24 protein-coding genes and 1 riboswitch are annotated in these 19797 nt (G+C 68.2%); of the genes, 12 read left to right on the forward strand and 12 right to left on the reverse strand.

Features of this window, described 5'->3' with window-relative positions; translation table 11 throughout:
* The first annotated feature begins 19 nt into the window (after positions 1–19).
* The 4 genes from ASE64_RS15405 (at position 20) to ASE64_RS15420 (ending at position 2874) form a co-directional block, all read left to right on the forward strand.
* Positions 20–391 (forward strand): hypothetical protein, encoded by a 372-nt coding sequence (locus ASE64_RS15405; protein ID WP_055782544.1) that lies wholly within the window; start codon positions 20–22, stop codon positions 389–391.
* Between the two features lie 186 nt (positions 392–577).
* Positions 578–1357, forward strand: a complete 780-nt coding sequence (locus ASE64_RS15410) for an L-threonylcarbamoyladenylate synthase (RefSeq protein ID WP_055782546.1) — start codon at positions 578–580, stop codon at positions 1355–1357.
* A gap of 115 nt (positions 1358–1472) precedes the next feature.
* Complete coding sequence (locus tag ASE64_RS15415; protein WP_055782549.1) at positions 1473–2294, forward strand: alpha/beta fold hydrolase; 822 nt, start codon at positions 1473–1475, stop codon at positions 2292–2294.
* On the forward strand, positions 2287–2874 hold the full coding sequence (locus ASE64_RS15420; RefSeq protein WP_055782552.1) for a TetR/AcrR family transcriptional regulator: 588 nt from the start codon (positions 2287–2289) through the stop codon (positions 2872–2874). The genes ASE64_RS15415 and ASE64_RS15420 overlap by 8 nt, the downstream gene beginning before the upstream one ends.
* A gap of 118 nt (positions 2875–2992) precedes the next feature.
* Here ASE64_RS15420 and ASE64_RS15425 read toward each other — a convergent pair whose 3' ends face one another.
* Entirely contained in the window at positions 2993–3922 is a 930-nt protein-coding gene (locus tag ASE64_RS15425) for a CPBP family intramembrane glutamic endopeptidase (protein ID WP_055782555.1), read from the reverse strand.
* 109 nt (positions 3923–4031) lie between these two features.
* Here ASE64_RS15425 and ASE64_RS15430 point away from each other — a divergent pair, with 109 nt between their 5' ends.
* Together ASE64_RS15430 and ASE64_RS15435 are read left to right on the forward strand one after the other, a co-directional pair.
* Positions 4032–5315 (forward strand): sensor histidine kinase, encoded by a 1284-nt coding sequence (locus ASE64_RS15430; protein WP_055782557.1) that lies wholly within the window; start codon positions 4032–4034, stop codon positions 5313–5315.
* Entirely contained in the window at positions 5312–5938 is a 627-nt protein-coding gene (locus ASE64_RS15435; protein WP_055782559.1) for a response regulator transcription factor, read from the forward strand. Before ASE64_RS15430 ends, ASE64_RS15435 begins: the two co-directional genes overlap by 4 nt.
* A gap of 34 nt (positions 5939–5972) precedes the next feature.
* On the opposite strand, the gene ASE64_RS15440 is transcribed toward ASE64_RS15435, so the two are convergent.
* Both ASE64_RS15440 and ASE64_RS15445 read right to left on the reverse strand, forming a co-directional pair.
* Positions 5973–6725 (reverse strand): MBL fold metallo-hydrolase, encoded by a 753-nt coding sequence (locus ASE64_RS15440; RefSeq protein ID WP_162234579.1) that lies wholly within the window; start codon positions 6723–6725, stop codon positions 5973–5975.
* Between the two features lie 27 nt (positions 6726–6752).
* Positions 6753–7451 carry a phosphatase PAP2 family protein gene (locus ASE64_RS15445; protein WP_055782565.1) on the reverse strand — a complete coding sequence of 233 codons (699 nt, stop codon included), beginning with the start codon at positions 7449–7451 and terminating at the stop codon, positions 6753–6755.
* 185 nt (positions 7452–7636) lie between these two features.
* On the opposite strand from ASE64_RS15445, the gene ASE64_RS15450 reads away from it, so the two are divergent.
* Positions 7637–8029: a PPOX class F420-dependent oxidoreductase gene (locus tag ASE64_RS15450; RefSeq protein WP_055782568.1), complete on the forward strand. Its 393-nt coding sequence runs from the start codon at positions 7637–7639 to the stop codon at positions 8027–8029.
* A 33-nt stretch (positions 8030–8062) separates the two neighbouring features.
* Here the strand turns inward: ASE64_RS15450 and ASE64_RS15455 are convergent, their stop codons facing one another.
* From ASE64_RS15455 to ASE64_RS15465, 3 genes are read right to left on the reverse strand one after another with little or no spacing between them, the layout of a single operon-like run.
* Positions 8063–8473 (reverse strand): ASCH domain-containing protein, encoded by a 411-nt coding sequence (locus ASE64_RS15455; RefSeq protein ID WP_055782571.1) that lies wholly within the window; start codon positions 8471–8473, stop codon positions 8063–8065.
* Between the two features lie 56 nt (positions 8474–8529).
* Positions 8530–8817 carry a circadian clock KaiB family protein gene (locus tag ASE64_RS15460; RefSeq protein ID WP_055782574.1) on the reverse strand — a complete coding sequence of 96 codons (288 nt, stop codon included), beginning with the start codon at positions 8815–8817 and terminating at the stop codon, positions 8530–8532.
* Positions 8814–10568 (reverse strand): ATPase domain-containing protein, encoded by a 1755-nt coding sequence (locus tag ASE64_RS15465; protein ID WP_055782576.1) that lies wholly within the window; start codon positions 10566–10568, stop codon positions 8814–8816. Before ASE64_RS15465 ends, ASE64_RS15460 begins: the two co-directional genes overlap by 4 nt.
* 116 nt (positions 10569–10684) lie before the next feature.
* Between ASE64_RS15465 and ASE64_RS15470 the strand changes: the two genes are divergently transcribed.
* On the forward strand, positions 10685–11137 hold the full coding sequence (locus tag ASE64_RS15470) for a BLUF domain-containing protein (RefSeq protein WP_055782579.1): 453 nt from the start codon (positions 10685–10687) through the stop codon (positions 11135–11137).
* Positions 11138–11166: 29 nt separating this feature from the next.
* Here ASE64_RS15470 and ASE64_RS15475 read toward each other — a convergent pair whose 3' ends face one another.
* On the reverse strand, positions 11167–11493 hold the full coding sequence (locus ASE64_RS15475; RefSeq protein WP_055782581.1) for a hypothetical protein: 327 nt from the start codon (positions 11491–11493) through the stop codon (positions 11167–11169).
* Positions 11494–11595: 102 nt separating this feature from the next.
* Positions 11596–11687, forward strand: a riboswitch (TPP riboswitch).
* On the opposite strand from ASE64_RS15475, the gene thiM reads away from it, so the two are divergent.
* The 3 genes from thiM (at position 11681) to ASE64_RS15490 (ending at position 14663) form a co-directional block, all read left to right on the forward strand.
* The gene (gene thiM, locus ASE64_RS15480; protein WP_055782584.1) at positions 11681–12487 is read left to right on the forward strand and encodes a hydroxyethylthiazole kinase; all 807 of its coding nucleotides are present in this window, start codon (positions 11681–11683) and stop codon (positions 12485–12487) included. It overlaps the preceding riboswitch by 7 nt.
* A complete protein-coding gene (thiE, locus tag ASE64_RS15485; RefSeq protein ID WP_055782585.1) occupies positions 12484–13149 on the forward strand; it encodes a thiamine phosphate synthase in 666 nt (221 codons plus the stop codon). The genes thiM and thiE overlap by 4 nt, the downstream gene beginning before the upstream one ends.
* Positions 13146–14663, forward strand: coding sequence for a bifunctional hydroxymethylpyrimidine kinase/phosphomethylpyrimidine kinase (locus ASE64_RS15490; protein WP_055782588.1), 1518 nt, complete (start codon positions 13146–13148; stop codon positions 14661–14663). The genes thiE and ASE64_RS15490 overlap by 4 nt, the downstream gene beginning before the upstream one ends.
* Positions 14664–14777: 114 nt before the next feature.
* Here the strand turns inward: ASE64_RS15490 and ASE64_RS15495 are convergent, their stop codons facing one another.
* The 3 genes from ASE64_RS15495 to ASE64_RS15505 all read right to left on the reverse strand — a co-directional run bounded on the left by ASE64_RS15495 (position 14778) and on the right by ASE64_RS15505 (position 17900).
* Positions 14778–15437 (reverse strand): response regulator, encoded by a 660-nt coding sequence (locus tag ASE64_RS15495; RefSeq protein ID WP_055782589.1) that lies wholly within the window; start codon positions 15435–15437, stop codon positions 14778–14780.
* Positions 15434–16612: a sensor histidine kinase gene (locus ASE64_RS15500; RefSeq protein WP_055782592.1), complete on the reverse strand. Its 1179-nt coding sequence runs from the start codon at positions 16610–16612 to the stop codon at positions 15434–15436. The genes ASE64_RS15495 and ASE64_RS15500 overlap by 4 nt, the downstream gene beginning before the upstream one ends.
* Positions 16613–16703: 91 nt before the next feature.
* Positions 16704–17900, reverse strand: a complete 1197-nt coding sequence (locus tag ASE64_RS15505) for a serine hydrolase domain-containing protein (protein WP_055782595.1) — start codon at positions 17898–17900, stop codon at positions 16704–16706.
* 168 nt (positions 17901–18068) lie between these two features.
* On the opposite strand from ASE64_RS15505, the gene ASE64_RS15510 reads away from it, so the two are divergent.
* On the forward strand, positions 18069–18500 hold the full coding sequence (locus tag ASE64_RS15510; protein ID WP_055782598.1) for a MepB family protein: 432 nt from the start codon (positions 18069–18071) through the stop codon (positions 18498–18500).
* 12 nt (positions 18501–18512) lie between these two features.
* Here the strand turns inward: ASE64_RS15510 and ASE64_RS15515 are convergent, their stop codons facing one another.
* Both ASE64_RS15515 and ASE64_RS15520 read right to left on the reverse strand, forming a co-directional pair.
* The gene (locus ASE64_RS15515; RefSeq protein WP_156352001.1) at positions 18513–19109 is read right to left on the reverse strand and encodes a hypothetical protein; all 597 of its coding nucleotides are present in this window, start codon (positions 19107–19109) and stop codon (positions 18513–18515) included.
* Complete coding sequence (locus tag ASE64_RS15520; RefSeq protein ID WP_055782603.1) at positions 19106–19774, reverse strand: hypothetical protein; 669 nt, start codon at positions 19772–19774, stop codon at positions 19106–19108. The genes ASE64_RS15515 and ASE64_RS15520 overlap by 4 nt, the downstream gene beginning before the upstream one ends.
* Between the last annotated feature and the right edge of the window lie 23 nt (positions 19775–19797).

The following is a 19797-nucleotide window of genomic DNA, read 5'->3' on the forward strand; positions in this document are numbered from 1 at the left end:
CCCAAGAACGGAGCATCGCATGCTGGGACTCAGTCTCGACAAGATCATCGTGATCGCTGTAACCGCCGCGATCATCATCGGACCCGAACGCGTGCCTCTCTATGCGCAGAAGTTAGCCGCGCTCGTCGTGTCTCTCCGCGCGTTCGTCGACTCCGCGAAGGCGAGAGCAAGCCAAGAGCTCGGGCCGGACTTCGATCTGGCCGAGTGGAAACGGCTCGACCCCCGACAATACGATCCCCGACGCATCGTGCTCGATGCACTGGCCGACGAGGTCTCGTCGTCATCAAACGAAGGTTTCCAGTCCGCCGCGGCACCGGGCTGGCAGTCAGCGCTGCTCTCCAGAGTGGGCACACGCGATAAGGACGACGCGCCTCGCCCTTCCGGCGACTGACCCGCGAGTCAGGCGCAAAAACTTCGGCCCCGCCTTGAAGACGCTGAGTGCACGCCGCTAAAGCCGCCGTCAGGCATCCGGCACCAAGGCGCCGACCGTACGATCATCTTGCTCAGACGATCGTCTAGTGAGATCGACTGGGCGAAGACCATAATTCACCGCGTCACGATCATTGAACGGAACCCGATGAGCACCACACCCATCCACTGGACTGGCGGCACGCCGACCGAGGCAGTCGACCTGCTGTCGGGCGAGGGCGGCATCGCCGTCGTGGCCACGAAGGTCGGCTACATCATCATGACGAGCGACAAAGAGGGTCTCGAGCGCAAGTTCGACGCCAAGGAGCGCAACCGCAACAAGCCGGGCGTCGTGCTGGTCAGCTCCCTCGAGATGCTGCGCAAGCTGGCCCAGCTCACTCCCGAGATCGACTCGCTCTACGAGCGCTGCTGGAATGAAGACGTGCTGCTGGGATGCATCCTGCCCTGGAGCGAATCGGGCAAGGCGTCGCTGCCCGCCGACGGTTCAGACGAGCTCATGATGGACACCCGGGGCACGTCGTGCTTCGTCATCAAGTTCGGACTACCCGCAGAGAACACGGCCCGCGAGCTCTACGAGAAGCACGGAAAGATCGCCTTCGCCAGCTCGGCGAACCCCTCGGGCAAGGGCAACCGGGGCCTCGTCGAGGGAATCGGCGAGCGCATCTTCGAGGCTGCCGACGTGATCATCGAGGCCGACGACTACGTCGCGTCGATCCAGCCCGACAAGGATGCCGACAGCCGCTACGAGCAGGGCGTCATGGTCTCGATGGTCGATGTGTTCGGCACCCTCGTGCCCGAGCAGGACGGTCAGCGATCGATCACACCCGCACCGACGCTCATCCGCAAGGGACTGGCGGTCGATCGCATCATGTCGCTGCTGGCCGACACATTCTCGAGCTGGGACTACCGCCAGGGCGAGTACTACTGACCCCGGCTCGAAAACGAGGTGCCGGCCGGGTGCGCGCCTGGTCGGCACCTCACGTTTCTCGCCCAGTTCATCCTTGGCTATTGACGTTAGCTAAATAGGAATGCATACTAGCCACATGACAACTTCCTCCTCGACTCGTTACATCGTCCGGCCCGAAGGCCGCATCGCTTACGACGTGCAGGGCACCGGCCCTCTCGTCGTCCTGGTTCCCGGAATGGGCGATCTTCGCGCCGCCTACCGTTACCTGGCTCCCGAGCTTGTCGCCGCGGGCTACACCGTCGCCACCACCGACCTCCGGGGCCACGGCGACAGCGACAGCACCTTCTCGTCGTACGGCGACTCTGCGACCGCCGGCGACATCGAAGCTCTGATCGTCGAACTGGGCGGAAAGGCCGTCATCGGCGGCAACTCGCTCGCAGCCGGCGCGGCCGTCATCGTCGCCGCCGCGCACCCGGAGAAGGTCTCCGGACTCGTGCTGCTCGGCCCGTTCGTGCGGAATCCTCAAGCATCGGCGTTCCAGATCTGGTTGTTCCGCGCGATGATGGCGCCGCTCTGGGTGACCACGATGTGGAAGGCCTACATGCCCACGCTCTACAAGGGCACGAAGCCCGCCGACTTCGAGCAGTACCGCGACACGGTGATCGCGAGCCTCAAACGCCCCGGCTACGGCAAGGCGTTCTCGCTCACGACCAATCAGACCGACCACGACCCCGCCGAAGCGAGCCTCGCGCACGTGTCGGCACCCGCGATCGTCATCATGGGCGAGACCGATCCCGACTTCAAGGACCCCGTCGGTGAGGCCACCTGGATCGGGGCGAAGCTGAAGGCCGAGGTCGTCATGGTTCCCGACGCGGGCCACTACCCCCAGTCGCAGCGGCCCGACATCACCACGCCCGCTGTCCTGGGCTTCCTCGCCACGGTGACCGCCGTTGCCTAGGGCGGGCCTCACCCGCGACGGCGTCGTCGAGACGGCCGCGGTCATGGCGGATGAGGTGGGGCTCAACTCGCTGACCCTCGCCGCCCTGGCCGAACGACTCGGCGTCAAGCAACCCTCGCTCTACAAGCACCTCGATTCGCTGGCGGGCCTGCACCGGAGCGTCTCTCTGCTCGCCAAGCGCGAGCTCGGAGAGGCGATCTCGCGGGCGGCGGTCGGCCGATCCGGCTCCGACGCGATCTTCGCGATGTCGCACGCCTACCGCAACTGGGCGATCCTGCACCCGGGCCGCTACGACGTCACGCAGATTCCGGCAGCCCCGGGAGACGTCGAAGACGAGAACACGATGATGTCCGCCGTGCAGGTCATCGCCGATGTGCTCACCGCATACCGACTCGACGGCGACGATTCGGTGGATGCGATCCGCGCCTTCCGCTCGCTGCTGCACGGCTTCGTCTCTCTCGAGACCACCGGCGGATTCGCCCTCAAGGCAGACATCGATCGCAGCTTCGAACGCTTGATCCACGGCTTCACCGTCGCGCTCGACCACTGGACCGACCCTGTCGAGCACGGTGGCGCGTAGCGCGGGTTCTCCGGGCGCGCCATTACTCAGGAGAAGTGCCCAGAATCGGCAGCATTCGCACTCGGCAGGCCGCTTTTTCCTGAGTTAGAGCGCCACCACAGGGATGCCGACCCGCGACTCAGCTGTCGCCATCCAGAATGCGCTTGCCTCGGCGCAGAGCGGTCACGACCAGCACCAGTCCGAGCGCAGCCTGCACCGCGCCGATCACGAGCCACGACGTGACCGGCTCGACCTGGTGCAGGAACGCCACGGCGAGATAATTGCCCACGTGGAACCCGCCGTGAACGCCGACGGCCGCCCACAGCGAACCAGTCCACAGCAGCAGGCCCACAGCGAGCAACGCGAAGCCGAACGGCAGTGCGAGGTAGATCACCTGCTCCCCCACCGACTGCTGCCCGCCGCTCGACACGAGGTGGATCACCGTGAATGCGAGTGTCGTCACGATGACCGCGAGCACCGGGCGCTCACGCAGTCGCCACAGCAGCATGCCGCGGAACAGCAGCTCTTCGGGAATGCCCTGCTGCACGAATGCGAGACCCAGGTAATAGGCGATCAGCAGCGCAATCAGCAGCGGCGTAGCCTCCTGGCCGCCGGGCAACTGCGGGTCGTCGAGCACCGGTCCGGTCGCCGGCAGCAACGCGATCACCGCGAACGCGCTCCCCGCCGCTATCGCGACTCCGAGAAGCAGCCACAGAATCGAACGCCTGCCCCAGCGCCACCCGGCGGCGCGAATCGGCGTGCGCTCGACCCACCGCATCCAGAGCCACACGCAGAGCACCACGATGCACAGCACGATCGCCTGCAGAACGAACCCCAGCGCGAAGACCCACGGCGATGAGCCTTCGACGATCTCGGTCGTTCCGGGTATGAGCAGAAGCACGGCGGGCAACAGCCCGGCAATGAAGTTCGCGCTCAGCAGGATGCCGATGGCCACCACGACGCGCACGGCTATGCCGAGCGGGCCGACGCCGAGTCGTGGAGACCCGGGCGACGACGCGGGCGAGGTGGGCGCGGCAGGTGAGGTGGATGCGAGGGGTGCGGTGGTCATATTCAGCACGCTACGGAGCCGCCAGGCATCCGGCCCGCCCCTGGGGTCACGACGAAACGTGACTGCGGTCACGTGCGGACGGCCCGCGCGACTGAATACGCTCGAGGGTATGCCCAGCATTCCGACCCGCCGCGCCCTGCTGCTCGACCTCGCCGCGGCCATCGGGTTGGGCGGGCCGGCGCTCATGGTGCTCGACTCCTTCGACAGCAGGCCCGGCGAGGCCACGATCTCGGTCGTGCTGCTGCTGATCGCCGCCATTGTGATCTGGGTGCTGTGGCGCCGCTCCGGGCAGAGGTCACGCACCGCTGCGATCGCCTTCGTGATCGTCGCCACGGCGACCCTGATGCTCGGCAACGGCGTTCTCTATTACGGCATAATCTGGGCGGCCTGTCTTATGCTCGGCGTCACCTTCGCGAGGGGCGCCGTCGTGTGGGGCTACGCCGCGGCACTGGTGACGTTGTCCGTGGCGCTGCATCTCTCGTCCGGCAGCTCGATCGAACTCCTGGTGGCCGAAGCGATCGGCGCCGCGTTTTTCACCGGCATCGCTGCCGCGGTCGCGGTCATCTTGCGAGACAGCTTCAGCGTGGGCGAGGCCCTGCGCGGTGCACTCGAGCAGCTGGATGCGGCCAACGCCGAGCTGCGGGGGCGCCTCGACACCGACCGCGACCTGGTTCTCGCCGAGGAGCGCGAACGCACCGCGCGCGAGCTGCACGACGGCCTCGGCCACCGCCTCACCGCCATCGGCCTCTCGCTCGACTACGCCGCTCGTGTCGACGACTCGGATGCCGGGCGCGACGAGCTGCGCCGCGCCCGCGAGCTGGTCAGCGAGTCTCTGGATGCGATGCGCCGGCTCGTGCGCGCGATGCACCCGGTCGAGCTCAGCACGCTGGGCAACGCGGAGGCATTCCGCGCCGTGGCCGAGGCGTTCAGGGGCACGGGCATCGACATCCGCGTGACGATCGAGGGCGACGACTCGGCCCTGAGTCACGAGCGCTCGCTGCTGCTCCTGCGCTTCGTGCAAGAGGGGCTGACCAACGTGGTGCGGCACTCGAACGCGAGCGAGGCGGAGCTGCGGGTGGTCGTCGGTTCCGGCGGCAGCGACGAACTGAGCGACGGCGCCGTGAACGCCGTGCTCGAGGATCGCGGAGGCGCGTCGAGCGCGTCGGCTACCTCGTTCACTCAGGGGTTCGGCCTCCGTTCCCTGAGCGCCCGAGCCGAGGCACTCGGCGGAACGCTCGACGCCACGCCCACTCCGTCCGGATTCCGCCTGTCGCTCGCCCTGCCCGCGCCGGCGCAGGCGTCGGTCGAGACACGACCGCTCGCGGCGCGCGCGACGGCGGGCAGCGAGACAGGCGCCGCGGCGCGCGCCGCCGTCGCGGGCTACGCCACGTGAGCGCCATCCGGGTGCTGATCGTCGACGATCAGGAGCTGTTGCGGCGAGGCCTGCGCATGATCCTCGAGACCGATCCGTCTATCGACGTGGTGGGCGAGGCCGAGAACGGCACCCGCGCCCTCGCACTGATCCCCGAGCTGGCCCCCGATGTCGTGCTCGCCGACGCCCGCATGCCCGTGCTCGACGGGCTCGGACTGGTGAAGCAGTGCGCCGCGTCGCATCCGGGCCTGCCCGTGCTCGTGCTCACGACCTTCGACGACGCGCGCCTGGTGCGTGAGCTGCTCGACGCCGGCGCCGCCGGCTTTCTACTCAAAGACATCTCGACGGATGCGCTCACGGACGCGATCCGCCAGGTTCTGGCCGGCGGCCTCGTTCTCGACCCGCGCGTCGCCCGAGCCGCACTCTCTCCCGCCCAGCCGAGCGATCGGCATCCGGCTCTCACCGAGGCGGAACGCTCCGTCGCCGATCTCGTGGCCCGCGGAATGCCGAATGCCGAGATCGCCGCTCGGCTGCATCTGGCGCACGGAACGGTGAAGAACACGGTGTCAGCGCTGCTGCGCAAGCTCGACGAACCCGACCGCACCGCCTTGGCGCTGCGTCTCGCGCGTGGGGTGGATGCCTGACGGCGGTCCCCTCCGCTGCGATTGACGCCTTCGCTCAGAAGGCGCTGCCGTACTCGATCGCCTGCCGCGCCGCCTCGGCCGGAGAGCCGTGGAAGGCCGGGCCGTGCCCGGGCAGTACCACGGATGCCGGAATCGTCTCGAGCAGTTCGAGTGTCGCGCGCGCCCGGTTCACGTCGCCGTGGAACATCTCGGGCAGCAGCTGCGGCCCCGCCTGCTCGCTCGTCGGGTGCCCGGTGATGAGAGCGTCGCCGGTGACGAGAACGCCGTGTTCGGGGAGGAGGAAGCCCAGATGCCCGCGCGTATGGCCGGGGAGCGGCACGGCTTCGATCGACACTCCCACCACGCTGAGATCGTCGAGGCCGTCGACCGCGATGACCCCCTGCGGGGCCTCGACCTCGAGTCCTCCCGCTTCGACGGCGTGAGTGAGCCACTCCGATACTCCAGGTCTGTCTAGATGCGGTTGCACGTCGGCGAGGCCGACCTGTTCGATGACCTCGCGCTGGATGTTGGGGATCTCGTCTCGCGCCGCGTAGATCGGGCAGCCCGAGAGGCGTGAGACGAACGTGACGTTGCCGATGTGGTCTCCGTGGCCGTGCGTGAGCAGAATGGCGCGCACCTCCTCGACCCCGTAGCCGAGCTCTCGTAGAGCGTCGACGACCGCCTGGCGATCGCCCGGGTATCCGGTGTCGATCAGGATCGGACCGAGAGAGCCCTCGATCACGACCCAGTTGACCGACGGTCCGCGCACGAGGTGCACACCCGTTGCGACGTTGTCGATGTCACTCATCATTCGCCTTTCTGCTCATGCACAGTTCTACCGCCTGCCGGGCCAGAACCGGGCGAGAAGCCAGTCGACCCACACGAGACGTGCAGCCGGCGCCACGAGCACAGCCCAAGCCACCGACGCCAGTGCATCCGTGGGGTAGTGCAGGCCGTCGATGACCACAGAGAGAACGACGACCGCGACGAGCACGCTGCCCACGACCACGCCGGTGCGGAACCAGCGGGTGCCGGCGAGCAAGTAGAGCGCGGCGATCACGAACGCCACCATGAACACGGTGTGCCCGCTCGGGTACGAGGCGTCGACCGGCGCAGGAAGAGTCGGGTGAGCGAGGAGCTGCGCATCCGGGCGAGGCCGATCGACGAGGATCTTCACCAGATCGGAGGGCACCCAGGTGAGCGCGACGACGCCGGCGAAGGCCACGGCCCTGCGCCAATTGCCGCCAGCGAAGCCGATCACCACGGCGATGAGCGCGGTTCCGACAATCGCCGGTCCCGGTCCGATCGCCACGTAGACCGCCGAGGTGAAGACCCCGAGGGCTCCGACGTGAGCGTCGTTGAACGCCTGCGACAGCGACTGATCGATGGCATGGGAGCGCAGCAGGAACCCGAGCAGGGTGAGCACCAGGACGGCGACGATCGCGACGATCAGTGTGCGACGGGGACGCGGGTCGGCCCGGAGAATGTACGAGTGCGCCCCGGGGATCGGGGCGGCGTGCTTCACGGAGGGCATACGGTCCATTCGGTTGTTCGCGGGTGCGGCCCGACGAACACTCGCTCGAGCGGACCGCCGGTCACCGACGCCGTCGTGCGGTCGCGACCAAGAGTAGGCATCCGGCCCACCGGCAAGCTGCGAATGGGCCGTGGGCACAGCAAACGTGGTGCAATGAGTGCAGCCCAACCGCGGAGGAGACCCCCATGACGTTGCCCGACTCTCTGCTCGATCTGCTGCGCAAGCCGAGCCCCTGCTTTCTCTCCACGATCATGGCCGACGGCTCTCCACAGGTCACCGAGACCTGGGTCGATACCGATGGCGAGCACGTGATCATCAACACGGTGGCCGGCTACGTGAAGGTGCGCAACGTCGAGCGCGACCCGCGCGTCGCGGTGGCCATCCAAGACCCCGAGAACCCGTTCCGGTACATCCAGGTGCGCGGCGAGGTGATCTCGATGACCACCGACGGCGGGGTCGAGAGCATTGAGGCCCTGTCACAGAAGTACACGGGTCAGCCCTACCCCTGGTACGGCGGGCGCGACCAGCAGCGTGTGATCCTGACGATCAAGGCGAACAGCGTCAGCGGCCAGGGCTGATCGGGCGATTCAGGCCTCTCTTCAGCGCTCGACTCAGCGCTCGACCAGCGCGAACTGCTCGAGCACGACGAGCGACGAGTCGGTGAGCTCGAAGCCGTCTCCGAGTTCGGCGCGCATGGCCGCCGAGGTCCAGAAACGGGTATGCCCGGCGCGCCAGTCGGCGACCGACTCGTAGCCCTCGCCCTCGGCGATGGCATGCTCCAACGACACGTCCTCGAGAGCGACCACGCGCACGGCGGTCGTCTCGATCACGGCCACCGGTTCTCCGCTCGAGTCGACGACCGCGCCCACGTCGCCCACGAGGGGGAGCGCTTCTTCGCCGACCTCGTATTCGTGCAGCAGCGAGCTGGTCGCCGTCTTGGCTCCGGATCGAATGGCATCGACGAGGCGATCGCGGAGGGGGCCGGGGAAGGCGAATTCGACGACAGGAAGCTGGTCACGCATCCGACCAGCTAAGCAGGTGCCGGCCGACTCGAAAAATCAGCGCCGACGCTCGCTTCTCAGGCGGCGGCCAGCAGCGACCTGACCTCGTCGAGTTCGTGCAGGTCTCCGACGATCGTGGTCGTGGCGGTCGAGGTCTCGACGATGAGGCTGGGCGTGAAGTAGACGCGGTATCGCAGCGCGTAGTCGGGCTGTTGGAGGATGTCGATCACGCGCACGTGCGACGCCTCTGCCAGACCGTCTCCGATGAGCGTGTCGAGCGTGGCTCGCGCCGATCGCGTCGCCGACGACTCTCCTGCCACGAGCAGGGTCAGCTCGGCACTTCTCGGTGTCGACGTCTCGGTCATTCCGGCTCTCCTTCGCCGTCGTTCGCGAGGTTGCCCGACCGACGAGCGGCCACACGAGCCTCGAGCGCCGTGGCGGTTCGCTCCAGCGCGCCGTCTCTCGTCGAGCGCAGCCGATCGAGGTCTCGTCGGCGCAGATCGACCTCGTTGCCGAGGCCGGAGATGCGACCCTCGAGCTCGGCCATCGAGGCGAGGATCTCTGCTTCGCCCCGCTCGTACTCCACGGCGCGCAGCCAGGCGGCGGTGCGGTCCTGCTCTTCTTTCTGGGCACGTGCCGACCCGAGCAGCACATCGCCATCGGCGACGTAGGCCGGGCGCAGCTCGATCCCCTCCGACGTGATCACGAGCTCTCGCACCTGGTTCGTGTGCGCCGTCGCCCTCGACTTGACGATCGTCAGCGCACGGTTCCGTTCGCCGCCGTTCGCGATGTAGGTGAGGTGGATCCAGTTGTCTGCGATCGTCGAGATGTTGCTCTTGGTCGCCTCCTCGTCGAGCGAGGCCGCGCCGTGCAGCAGTGAGGTCAGCAGCACCGTGATGCCGCGCTGACTCAGGCTGGTCAGAAGGTAGCTGAGCGACTCGTCGGCGAACGGATGCCCGGAGCCGGTCAACGCCGAGACGGGGTCGATGACCACCGCGTTGGCGCCCAGCTCGTCGACGGCACGAATGATGCGCAGAGCGGCCTCCTCGGGGGTGCCGCCGGCGGCCGACTCCTCGAGGATGCGCAGATTGCCGCTCTCGAGAGACTCGCGGAACGAATAGCCCACGCTCGCGGTGTGCAGCTCGAGCTGAGCGCGCACCTCGTCGAAGCTCACGTAGAGAACCCGGCCACCGCCCTGCACGACAGCAAGGGAGAACGCTGCGGCGAGGGTGCTCTTCGATGTTCCCGGAGCGCCCGAGAGCAGCGTTCTCGACCCCACGAGATACCCGCCGCCCAGCAGCGGGTCGAGCTCTGTCACGCCGGTAGGCATCCGCTCGTCTGGCCGCGACGCGGCGGCACCCGCCGCGAGCGACCCGGGAGCCAGCCCGCCGGCGATCACGAGCTCGACCCCGTCGTTCGTCATGACCACCGGAACGATGTGGCCGATGTGAGCGGCGCCCCTGTACTTGGTCACCTGCAGGGTGCGCGAGATGGCATTGCCGGTCAGCAGGCGGTCGAGCACCATCACGCAGTCGGTCTGGTAGTCGAGGATCTCGGCCCGCATGCGTGCTCGTTCGTTCTCGACACTCGCCTTCGCCGTGATCAGCACTGTGAGGCCCTGGTTGCGCACCCAGTCGGTCAGACGCAGAAGCTCACGCCGCTCGTCGGCCTCTTCGAGCAGCAGAGAGAGCAGCGAGTTCAGCCCGTCGAGCATCACGATCGTGGCGCCCGAGGCGTCGGTCACGGCGAGCAGCGTGGCGATCAGCCCCTGCATGTCGAATCGGCCGGAGATGTGCAGATCCGTCGGCATTCCGGTCTCGAGCACGATCAGCTCGTCTTCGGCGAAGCCGTTGGCACCCCACGAGAAGCCGGCCATGTCTTCGAGCACGCCGTCGGCGGTCTGTTCGAAGCTGATGAAGACGGCGCGCTCACCTTTACTCACCCTGTGCGCGAGGATCTGCAGCCCGAGCACGGTTTTTCCGGCACCGGCGGCACCGAAAATCGTGATCACGCGCCCCCGCGGCAAGCCACCGCCGGTGATGTGATCGAGGCCGGCGATGCCGGTCTCGAGAACGGATCGTGACTCGTCCTCCTGGTGCTGCGCTTGCTCGTCCATGTCATCCGTTCGTTGATGTCAGGCACGCTTGCCGAGGCCCGGTCTCGCGATCATACCGAGAGAGAGCAAAAGTCAACTCCTGCGCGGCGCGAATTCGTCTGCGTAATGTTGGAGCAATGAGTCCCACGCGTCATCCGGTGCTGTCTGTCGTCTACTCGAGCACCGCCACCACAGCCTTCACCGATTCCGATCTCGCCGCCCTCCTCACCGTGAGCCGGCAGAACAATTCACAGGCCGGCCTGACCGGCATGCTCGTCTCACGGCACGACCGATTCCTGCAGGTTCTCGAGGGGCCAGAGGCCCAGGTCGACCAGCTCATGGCGACGATCGCGCAGGATTCCGGGCACCACAGCGTGCGCGTTCTACTGCGCGAGCCCATCGAGCGCCGCCAGTTCGCCGACTGGACGATGAGCTTCAAGCAGCTCAGCAGCGTCGACGAACACACGGTTCCGGGCTATCGCGCGGCCTTCGACGACCTGGCCGACGAGAGCAACGACGTGAACGTGACCACGGCGGCCGTGCGCGAACTCGTCCGCTGGTTCCAAGACAGGCCGACGCCGACGATGTAGCGACACGGGTCACGCGATGAAGACTGCGGTCAGTCGGGGCGCGTGGCGGTAATCGTGGCCGTGACTCCGGCCGGGGTGAAGTCACCTGCCAAGCGGATGAGCTTGCGATAGGGCTGCCAACCGTACTCGCGTGTCTCGACCTTGCCGTCGGTCTCCACGAAGAGCTCGAAGCCCCGCTCCCCCTTCACCGCGTGCACCCAGGCGAGCACCTCCTCGACCGATTCGGCGCCCGTAACACGTTGCGGGTCGTGCGCGGCAGGGCGTTCCACGTCATCGCCGGTCCAGAAGCAGACCCAGTAGATGGCCGCGTCCTCCGGTTGCGCATCGAAGTACGACTCGTCCCATTCCGCTCGCACCGAGACCTCCCCTTCTCTTTCCGTCGCTCGACGCTAGCGCGAACGGCCAAACGGCAAAGAAGTTGCGCAGTCGGCCTTCGGCGCTTGCTAGGCTGGCCGCAATTACGTGACACGGGGTGCCCATCCGGGCTGAGAACACACCCGTCGAACCTGATCTAGTTCGTACTAGCGAAGGGATGTCGCGCTCATGCGCACGTCAAGACCATTTATCGAATCCACCGTCGATGCCCTCGAGCAGGTGCGGCTCACCAGCCCGCTCGTGCACTGCATCACCAACAGTGTGGTCGTGAACTTCACGGCCAACGCACTCCTCGCCGTCGGGGCCGCGCCCGCGATGGTCGACATCATCGGCGAGGCCGGGCCGTTCGCGACCATCGCGTCCGGCCTGCTGATCAACCTGGGCACCCCGACGCCCGAGCAACGCGGCGCCATGATCGAAGCGCAGGCCGGAGCCGCAGCGGGCGACACCCCATGGGTGCTCGATCCGGTCGCCATCGGATCACTTCCGGTGCGCACACCCCTCGCTTACCGCCTGCGCGATCTGCACCCCACGGTCGTGCGCGGCAACGCCTCCGAGATCATCGCGCTCTCGGGCATGGGCGAGGGCGGGCGCGGCGTCGACGCCCTCGACTCGGTCGAGGCCGCCCTTCCCGCCGCCCGTTCGCTCGCCGAGACCACGTCGGGCGTCGTCGCCGTCTCCGGCGCCGTCGACCTGCTCACCGACGGCACCCGCGTGGTGCGCCTCTCCAACGGCGACCCGCTGCTCACCCGCATCACGGGCGGCGGATGCGCGTTAGGCGCCGTGATGGCCGCATTCCTGGCGGCCCACGACGACCGTCTGGCCGCGACGGTCGCGGCGGTCACCGTCTACACGGTCGCCGCCGAGCTGGCCGCTGAGAAGTCGGCCGGCCCGGGAAGCTTCGGCGTCGCCTTCCTCGACGCGCTGTCCTCCGTCGACGCCGACGACATCGCCGCGCGAGCGAGCATCTCGTGAGCCTCGACTCGTCGCTCGATCTGTCTCTCTATCTCGTGACCGACACGGCCCTCGCGACGGCGGCCGGGCATCCGATTCTCACGGTCGTGCGCGAGGCCGTCGCGGGCGGCGTGACCGTCGTGCAGCTGCGCGAGAAGAACGCCACGGCCCGCGAGTTTCTCGACCTGGTGTGCCGGGTCGCCGACGCGGTTCCCGACGAGGTCGCGGTGATCGTCAACGATCGGGTGGATGTCTTTCTCGCCGCCCGCAGGCTCGGCGCGTCGGTCAGCGGCATGCATCTCGGGCAGTCCGACCTGCCGCCCGCTCTGGCACGCGAGCTCATCGGCCCCGACGCCGTGCTCGGGCTCAGCGCGTCGACCACGGCGCAGCTGCTCGAGGCCGAGAACGATCCCGGCGCGGTCGACTACGTGGGCATCGGGGCGCTGCACGCGACCACGACGAAGACCGACGCGCCCCGGCCTCTGGGGATCGAGGCGTTCGCGGCCCTGGCCGCATCCACTCGCCTGCCGGCCGTCGCCATCGGCGGTATCGGGCGGGCAGACATCGCGCCGCTGCGCCGTGCGGGAGCGGCCGGTGCCGCCGTGGTGTCGGCGATCTGCTCGGCCCCCAGCCCGGGCGACGCCGCACGAGAACTGGCGAGCGAGTGGAGGAACGCCCGATGAGCGCCGATACGACTCCCCTAGCGACCCGAACGCCTGCGACCCGCGCCGTGCCTCGTGTGCTGAGCATCGCGGGCACCGACCCCACCGGCGGCGCTGGGATTCAGGCCGATCTCAAGAGCATCGGGGCGAACGGCGGTTACGGCATGGCGGTGGTGACGGCCCTCGTCGCGCAGAACACGCGCGGGGTGCGCTCGGTGCATGTGCCTCCCGTGACGTTCCTGCGCGAACAGCTGGATGCCGTCAGCGATGACGTCGAGCTCGACGCGGTGAAGATCGGGATGCTCGCCGACGTCGACGTGATCACTGCCGTGCGCGAGTGGCTGGTTCGGGTGGCTCCGCCGATCGTGGTGCTCGACCCCGTGATGGTCGCGACCAGCGGAGACCGACTGCTGCGTGCCGATGCGGAGGGCGCGCTTCGCGAGCTGGCCCGGCTGGCGCACGTCGTCACCCCGAACATCCCCGAGCTGGCGATTCTGGCCGACGAACCGCAGGCGACAAGCTGGCAGCAGACGCTCGATCAGGCCGCGCGGGTATCGACGCGACTCGGCGTGATGGTGCTGGCGAAGGGCGGGCACCTCGAGTGCGACACCGCCCCCGACGCCCTGGTCGACGCGACGGGCGACGAGCTGCTCGTGACCGTCTACGAGGCCTCGCGCATCGAGACGACGAACACACACGGCACCGGATGCTCCCTCTCGTCGGGCCTCGCAACCCGGCTCGTCGGCTCTCTTCAGCCGGCACACGCGGTCGGCGAGGTCAAGCGCTGGATCAGCGAGAGCATCCGGGGCGGCCGCGACCTCGCTGTCGGCGACGGCAACGGGCCGATCCACCACTTCGCGGGAATGTGGCAGCGTGCGGGGCTCGACACCCGCCCCACGCCCGGCGAGGTCCGAGCGGACTGGTGGGAGAGCATCCGCGAGGTGCGCGAACAGATCGATGCGCTGCCGTTCGTGCTGGGCCTCGGCGACGGATCGCTGCGCGACGACGCCTTCCGCGGCTATCTCGCTCAGGATGCGCTCTACCTGCGCGACTACGCACGTGCTCTGGCGACCGCGAGCGCCCTGGCTCCGACCGTCGCAGAGCAGGCGTTCTGGGCCGCGGCCTCGCAGGGGTCGATCACCGCCGAGCTGGAGTTGCACGAGTCGTGGCTCGCCGACGGGGCGTACGACGGAACCGTCGCAGACGACGCGACGAGTGCGTACCTCAATCACCTGCTCGCTCGGTGCGCCGAGGGCAGGTACGACACGCTCATCGCCGCGCTGTTGCCGTGCTTCTGGCTGTATCAAGACATCGGCCTGCGGCTGCTGCCTCGATCGCACGACACCCACCCCTATCGATCGTGGATCGAGACCTACGCCGACGCCGGCATCGCCGAGGTGACCGAGACGGCGGTCGAGTTCGTCACGCAGGCTGCCGCGCGCGCCGAAGAGCGAGGTCGCGAGGCGATGCGAGTGGCGTTCACCCGTTCTGCGGAGCACGAACTGGCGTTCTTCGTCGCGCCACTGCTGTCGTAGCAGCGGAGGCCGGCGTCGCGCGCGCCACAATTCAGGAGAACCGCCTCGAATCGGGCGACTTCGCACGCGGCCGGCCTGTTCTTCCTGAATTAGAGCGCGCGGGCGGCGGCGAGGTCAGTCCGCGTGCCCGCCCACGTGGTGGCGCAGCCCCCAGAGCGCGGCGTTCAGCCGGTCGCGGCTGCCCGTCTTCGACAGAATGCTCTGCACGTGGTACTTCACGGTCGTGACCTCGACGAAGAGCGCCTGGGCGATCTCGGCATTGGAGAGCCCGCGGGTGAGCAGTTCGAGCACGTCGACTTCTCGCTGGGTCAGAAGGTCGAGAGCGGCCTGGGTCGGCGATGGGTCCGAGCGGCGCCGCCCGAACTCGGCGAGCACCTTCTGCGTGATCCGCTGGTCGAGCGTGCCTCCGCCTGCGGCGACCGAATGGATAGCCGCAGCGATCGTGCGCTCGTCGGCTCCCTTCAAGAGAAAACCGGATGCGCCCGCCTCCAGCGCCGCGAAGGTGTCTTCGTCGACATCGAAGGTCGTGAGGATGAGCACGCGCACGGCCCCGCCGTGCGCCGCGACGATCTGGCGGGTTGCCGTGATGCCGTCCATGCGCGGCATCCGCACATCCATGCACACGACATCGGGCAGCAGCTCGCCGGCCAACCGCACCGCCTCTTCGCCGTCGGCCGCTTGGCCGATCACCGTGAGATCGGCCTCGGCGTCGAGCACGACCGCGAGGCCGGCTCTCACGATGGGCTGATCGTCGACGACGAGCACGGTGGTCATTCGCTGTCTCCCTTGATCGCGGGTGCGGGCACGGTGACCGACAACACGAGTGTCGTTCGCCATCCCGAGGCCGTCGGGCCGGCGTCGAGGGTCCCTCCCACCAGCGCGAGTCGTTCGCGCAGGCCCGCCAGTCCGTACCCGCTGTGCGGCACTCCCAACGATGGGGCCGACCCCGGACCGTTCTCGACCACCACGCGCAGGTGGTCGCCAGCCCAGGTCTCTGTCACCGTGACCGGCGCATCCGGAGCGTGCTTGCGCGCGTTCGCCAGCGCCTCCTGAACACCCCGGATGACCACGACTCCGGCGACGGGCCCGATCGTTGCCGGTTCTCCGGTCGTTCGAAACTCGATGGCCATTCCCCGCTCGACAGCATCCCGGATGATTCGGGGCAGGTCCTCGACGACGGGTGCCGGAGCCGGGTCGGCCGACTCATCAGACCGCAGCAACCCCACGGTCAGCCGCAGATGATCGAGCGCCGCCCGCGCATCGGTCTGAAGCGCGTCGAGGTACGTGCGCTGCTGAGAGCGATCGCGTTCGGCGAGCGCGTTCGCGGCCTGCGCGCCGACGATGATGCCGGTGAGGTGATGGGCGGCGATGTCGTGCAGCTCGCGCGCCATCTGAGTGCGCTGCTGCTGCACCGCGTGCCGAGCCGCGGCGGCCTGCTCGCGCTCGGCGAGCTCGGCCCGTTCGCGCAGAGCCTCGACGAGCTGCGCACGGCTGACGGCGGCCTCGGCGAACAGCGCGGGCGTAATCAGCAGCAGTACGGCCCGCGCGACGCCGAACGGAACCAGCCACGCCGTGTCGATCCCGGCATCCGGACCGGCGAGCACCGTCGCCACCACACTCACCACGACGAGGGGCGCGAGCCAGGCCACCGCCCGCGTCCGGCCGAGTTCACGCCGCGCGCCGTAGGCCGCGAGCACGACGCCGAGGCCGCCCGTGCTGTCTCCCGGCGAGGCGACGATCAGGGCACTGTCGACCACGACGACCACGGCCAGAACCACGCCGGGAGCCCGCCTGCTGCCGAGAAGCGCCGCAGCCTGGATCGCCAGAGCGGCGACTCCGAGGGCCAGCGCGCCGGAGGTCGAGGCCTCCGGCAGCGCGAGCAGCAGTGGCACCAGCAGGAGCACCAGAGCGGCCGACAGCAACGGTCTGGCATTTCGGGTGATGAACATCGGCACGGCTGGGTGTCCTTCGAGATGCTGTGGTCACAGGCGCCGGCAGCGGATGCGCGGGCGCCGTCGTCTGTTCAGGGTAGTCGGCGGGTCAGGCGGCGCACAGCGCGTCGTTCATGGCCTGGAAGACGCTGCGATAGCTGTCGGTCAGCGCTTCGTCGTCGGTCGGGTCGACCAGGCTCGAGGGCAGCGTGGTGACCGCAATCGTCACGGCCTCGCCACTGTCGCTCACCGCATTGCGTGTCTCGTAGCCGAAGATGTCGCCTCCGTGACCCCAGGCGACTCCCCCGCAGCTGAGCGGATACGCCTGCACGCCGAGGCCATAGGCCGAGCCGGGCCAGACATCGTCTTCAGCGGGAACCGTCGTGTGCATCTGCTTCAGGGCCTCGGCACTCGTGAGCTCACCATCGAACAGCGCCTGCATAAAGACGTTGAGTTCCTCAGGAGTCGACACCATGCCGCCCGCCGCCCACGTCGCTCCGGGGTCGAGTTCGGTGCTGTCGACGAGCTCGCCCGTCTCGGGATCGGGGTGGTAGCCGAGGGGGTGCTCGCCCGCGATGGAGCGGTCGCCGCCGTGCGGAAGCACCGTCTGAGTCAGGCCGAGCGGCTGCACGATGCGCTCGTCGATCTGGTTCTCCAACGGCTCGCCGGTGACTCGCTCGATGAGAAGTCCAAGCACCACGTAGTTGGTGTTGCTGTACTCCCAGCGCTCGCCGGGAGCGAAGACGGCCGGGTGGGTGAACGCCATGTCGAGGATGTCGCGCGGCGACCAGTACCGGGCAAGGCCGCCCTCGTGGCCGATCACGTCGACGACGTACTCGGGCAGTCCGCTCATGTGCTGCAGCAGCTGACGCACCGAGATCTGCCCGCCATCGATGCCGTCACCCGCCACCAGGCCGGGCAGGTAGCGGTCGATGGGCTCGTCGAGAGAGACCTCGCCCTCATCGACCAACTGCATCACCACCGTGGCGGTGAACATCTTCGTGTTGCTCGCGATGCGCACCTGGCCGTTCGGCTCGGCCGCCCGGCCGCTGTCGAGATCGGCGACCCCGGATGCGATGCTCGCCGTCTCGCCGTCGGCTTCGGTCACCGTGCCCAGTGCGGCCGGGAAGCCGGCCTCGACGAGACCGTCGAGACTGGTCTGCAACTGCTGCGTCGAGGCATCCGGGGCGCTCGTCTTGCCGGTGCCGTCGCTGCCGGTCGTCGCCGTGCAGCCGGCCGCCGAGACGAGCACGAGAGCGGCCGCGGCGGTGGCCAGATAGAACTTCGTGGAACGTGTCGTTTTCATCGTCGATCACTCCTGAGGTCGTGTGGTGTCGACGAACCTCGCCGACACGAACAAGTCCACTGGAAGGGCCCAGCCGGCGCCCCGGGCCGAAGGACAGACCCGCCCCCTCCTCGAGAACGGGATCCGGGCGGCGCGCGGCCCCCGTCGCGGGTGGGGTAGCTTGGCCGGGTGCAATTCACTGCGTTCGAGGGCTACGCGGCCGAGATGGGGATGACCGTCACGGTGACCCCGGAGGCGCAGAACAGCGACTACGAGTCGGGAGTCGCGCAGATCGACGACGAGGCGTGGCACATCCGCACCGCGCGGAACACCCCGACCAAGCCGGGAGCCTTCGTCGCGTTCTGGCAGCGCGACTCAGACGGAACGACGATGCCATTCGGCGGCGACGATCTTTCCTCCGGACTGCTCGTCTTCGTGGAACAGCAGGGCAGACGCGGGGTCTTCAGGTTCACCCGCGAGCACCTCGCCCGACTCGGCATCACCTCCGGTCGCCGGCCGGGAAAGCGCGGCTTCCGGGTGTACCCGATCTGGTGCGCGGAACTGAATTCTCAGGCCATGACGACGCAGCGCGCCCAGGCACCGGCGTTTGGCGAGTACTGAGTTCGCGACGCACTAGATGCGCGGAACGACCCCGTTGCGCGTGCGATGCCGGAGCACCGCGAGCACGGTTCCGAGCACGGGGAGCCCCGCCGCCAAGATCCAGAAGATGACAACGCCCACCACCCACACCGTCTGAGCGATGGCCATGGCGCGCTCGGCATCGCGCACCGTCTCATCGGTTACCGGATCGACGCTGCCGACGGCCCCCTGCTTGACCACGCGGGGCGGGTCGTCGGTGACCACGAGAAAAGACCGCTCGGCCGGGTAGTCCTTCGAGGGCGGGAAGCCCCACTGCTCGCCGCCGGAGAACGTGACGATCTCGTCGGGGCCGCCGTCGGCATCCGGAATCGCGACCTCGTAGTAGCTGGTGGTCTTGGGCAGGCCCGAGGTCGTGCCGACGTTCGACAGGGTTCCCGTAAGCACGATGCTGCGGCCGACCGCGTCGCGTTGGAAATCGAGGCCGTTCGCCGCGGCGTCTTTGTTGACACCGAGCAGGGCGAGAGCGATCGTGCCGGCAATTAGAATCACGACGAAGAGCACCCAGACCGGCCACGAGGGCAACCTGCGGGGTGGCTTGCGAATCGACGGCAGGGGAGGAAGGGCGCTCATGCCTGTGGCTCTCCGGCCACGAAGCGGTGCTCGCGCCACGACGCGACGCCGTCGAGCGCCGCTTCGAGCACCTCGCGGCGACCCGCGTAACGCTGCGGACTCGGTGAGTGGTTGAGCACCATGGGCAGATTGATGATCAGCGAGTCGGATTGAGCTGCGCTCTCTGATGTGCTCGACCGGAGGACCTCGACGACGAGATCGATCGTTCTTCTTTCGCGCACGACGGCGACCCGACCGATCGAACTCCAGCGCAGAACGATCTCGGGTTTCGTCGGGTCGGCACGGCGGTGCAGACCGATTGCTGTTTCGGACACGACGACGACCATCGATGCCACGACGGGCCCGGCCAGACGCCGACCGAGAAGCTGCTGCAGAGCAGCTCGCAGTTCACGGCTGACACCGAACTCCATCACGACGGCTCGAGGAAATTGCGCTCGTATCGCCGCGAAGCGACGCGCCGCCCGGGCTTCGTAGATGAACATAAAAATCACGAGGGGAACGATGACGACGGAACCGATGAAGACATGCGCCGAGAGGGGGTAGTCGGGCGGATCCGCACTGCGAGACGAATTCTCGACGACCCACTCGACAAACACCGACAGAGGCAGAATCAGTGGAATCAGCAGCAGGGACCAGAGGGCGTAGCGCCACCTGAACTGGGTCATCACGCTCCTCGGTCGGGCGGGCC

Origin of the sequence: Agreia sp. Leaf210, from assembly GCF_001421485.1 — a bacterium.
GTDB lineage: Bacteria > Actinomycetota > Actinomycetes > Actinomycetales > Microbacteriaceae > Agreia.

Bases quoted from the DNA above. Each gene is read 5' to 3' on its own strand.
- ASE64_RS15445 (WP_055782565.1), bottom strand. From the start codon at position 7,451: ATGCCCTCCGTGAAGCACGCCGCCCCGATCCCCGGGGCGCACTCGTAC.
- ASE64_RS15470 (WP_055782579.1), top strand. From the start codon at position 10,685: ATGAGTCCCACGCGTCATCCGGTGCTGTCTGTCGTCTACTCGAGCACC.
- ASE64_RS15495 (WP_055782589.1), bottom strand. From the start codon at position 15,437: ATGACCACCGTGCTCGTCGTCGACGATCAGCCCATCGTGAGAGCCGGC.
- ASE64_RS15405 (WP_055782544.1), top strand. From the start codon at position 20: ATGCTGGGACTCAGTCTCGACAAGATCATCGTGATCGCTGTAACCGCC.
- ASE64_RS15460 (WP_055782574.1), bottom strand. From the start codon at position 8,817: ATGACCGAGACGTCGACACCGAGAAGTGCCGAGCTGACCCTGCTCGTG.
- ASE64_RS15410 (WP_055782546.1), top strand. From the start codon at position 578: ATGAGCACCACACCCATCCACTGGACTGGCGGCACGCCGACCGAGGCA.
- ASE64_RS15490 (WP_055782588.1), top strand. From the start codon at position 13,146: ATGAGCGCCGATACGACTCCCCTAGCGACCCGAACGCCTGCGACCCGC.
- thiM (WP_055782584.1), top strand. From the start codon at position 11,681: ATGCGCACGTCAAGACCATTTATCGAATCCACCGTCGATGCCCTCGAG.
- ASE64_RS15455 (WP_055782571.1), bottom strand. From the start codon at position 8,473: ATGCGTGACCAGCTTCCTGTCGTCGAATTCGCCTTCCCCGGCCCCCTC.
- ASE64_RS15520 (WP_055782603.1), bottom strand. From the start codon at position 19,774: ATGACCCAGTTCAGGTGGCGCTACGCCCTCTGGTCCCTGCTGCTGATT.
- ASE64_RS15425 (WP_055782555.1), bottom strand. From the start codon at position 3,922: ATGACCACCGCACCCCTCGCATCCACCTCACCTGCCGCGCCCACCTCG.
- ASE64_RS15505 (WP_055782595.1), bottom strand. From the start codon at position 17,900: ATGAAAACGACACGTTCCACGAAGTTCTATCTGGCCACCGCCGCGGCC.
- ASE64_RS15465 (WP_055782576.1), bottom strand. From the start codon at position 10,568: ATGGACGAGCAAGCGCAGCACCAGGAGGACGAGTCACGATCCGTTCTC.
- ASE64_RS15500 (WP_055782592.1), bottom strand. From the start codon at position 16,612: ATGTTCATCACCCGAAATGCCAGACCGTTGCTGTCGGCCGCTCTGGTG.
- ASE64_RS15450 (WP_055782568.1), top strand. From the start codon at position 7,637: ATGACGTTGCCCGACTCTCTGCTCGATCTGCTGCGCAAGCCGAGCCCC.
- ASE64_RS15415 (WP_055782549.1), top strand. From the start codon at position 1,473: ATGACAACTTCCTCCTCGACTCGTTACATCGTCCGGCCCGAAGGCCGC.
- ASE64_RS15430 (WP_055782557.1), top strand. From the start codon at position 4,032: ATGCCCAGCATTCCGACCCGCCGCGCCCTGCTGCTCGACCTCGCCGCG.
- ASE64_RS15515 (WP_156352001.1), bottom strand. From the start codon at position 19,109: ATGAGCGCCCTTCCTCCCCTGCCGTCGATTCGCAAGCCACCCCGCAGG.
- ASE64_RS15440 (WP_162234579.1), bottom strand. From the start codon at position 6,725: ATGAGTGACATCGACAACGTCGCAACGGGTGTGCACCTCGTGCGCGGA.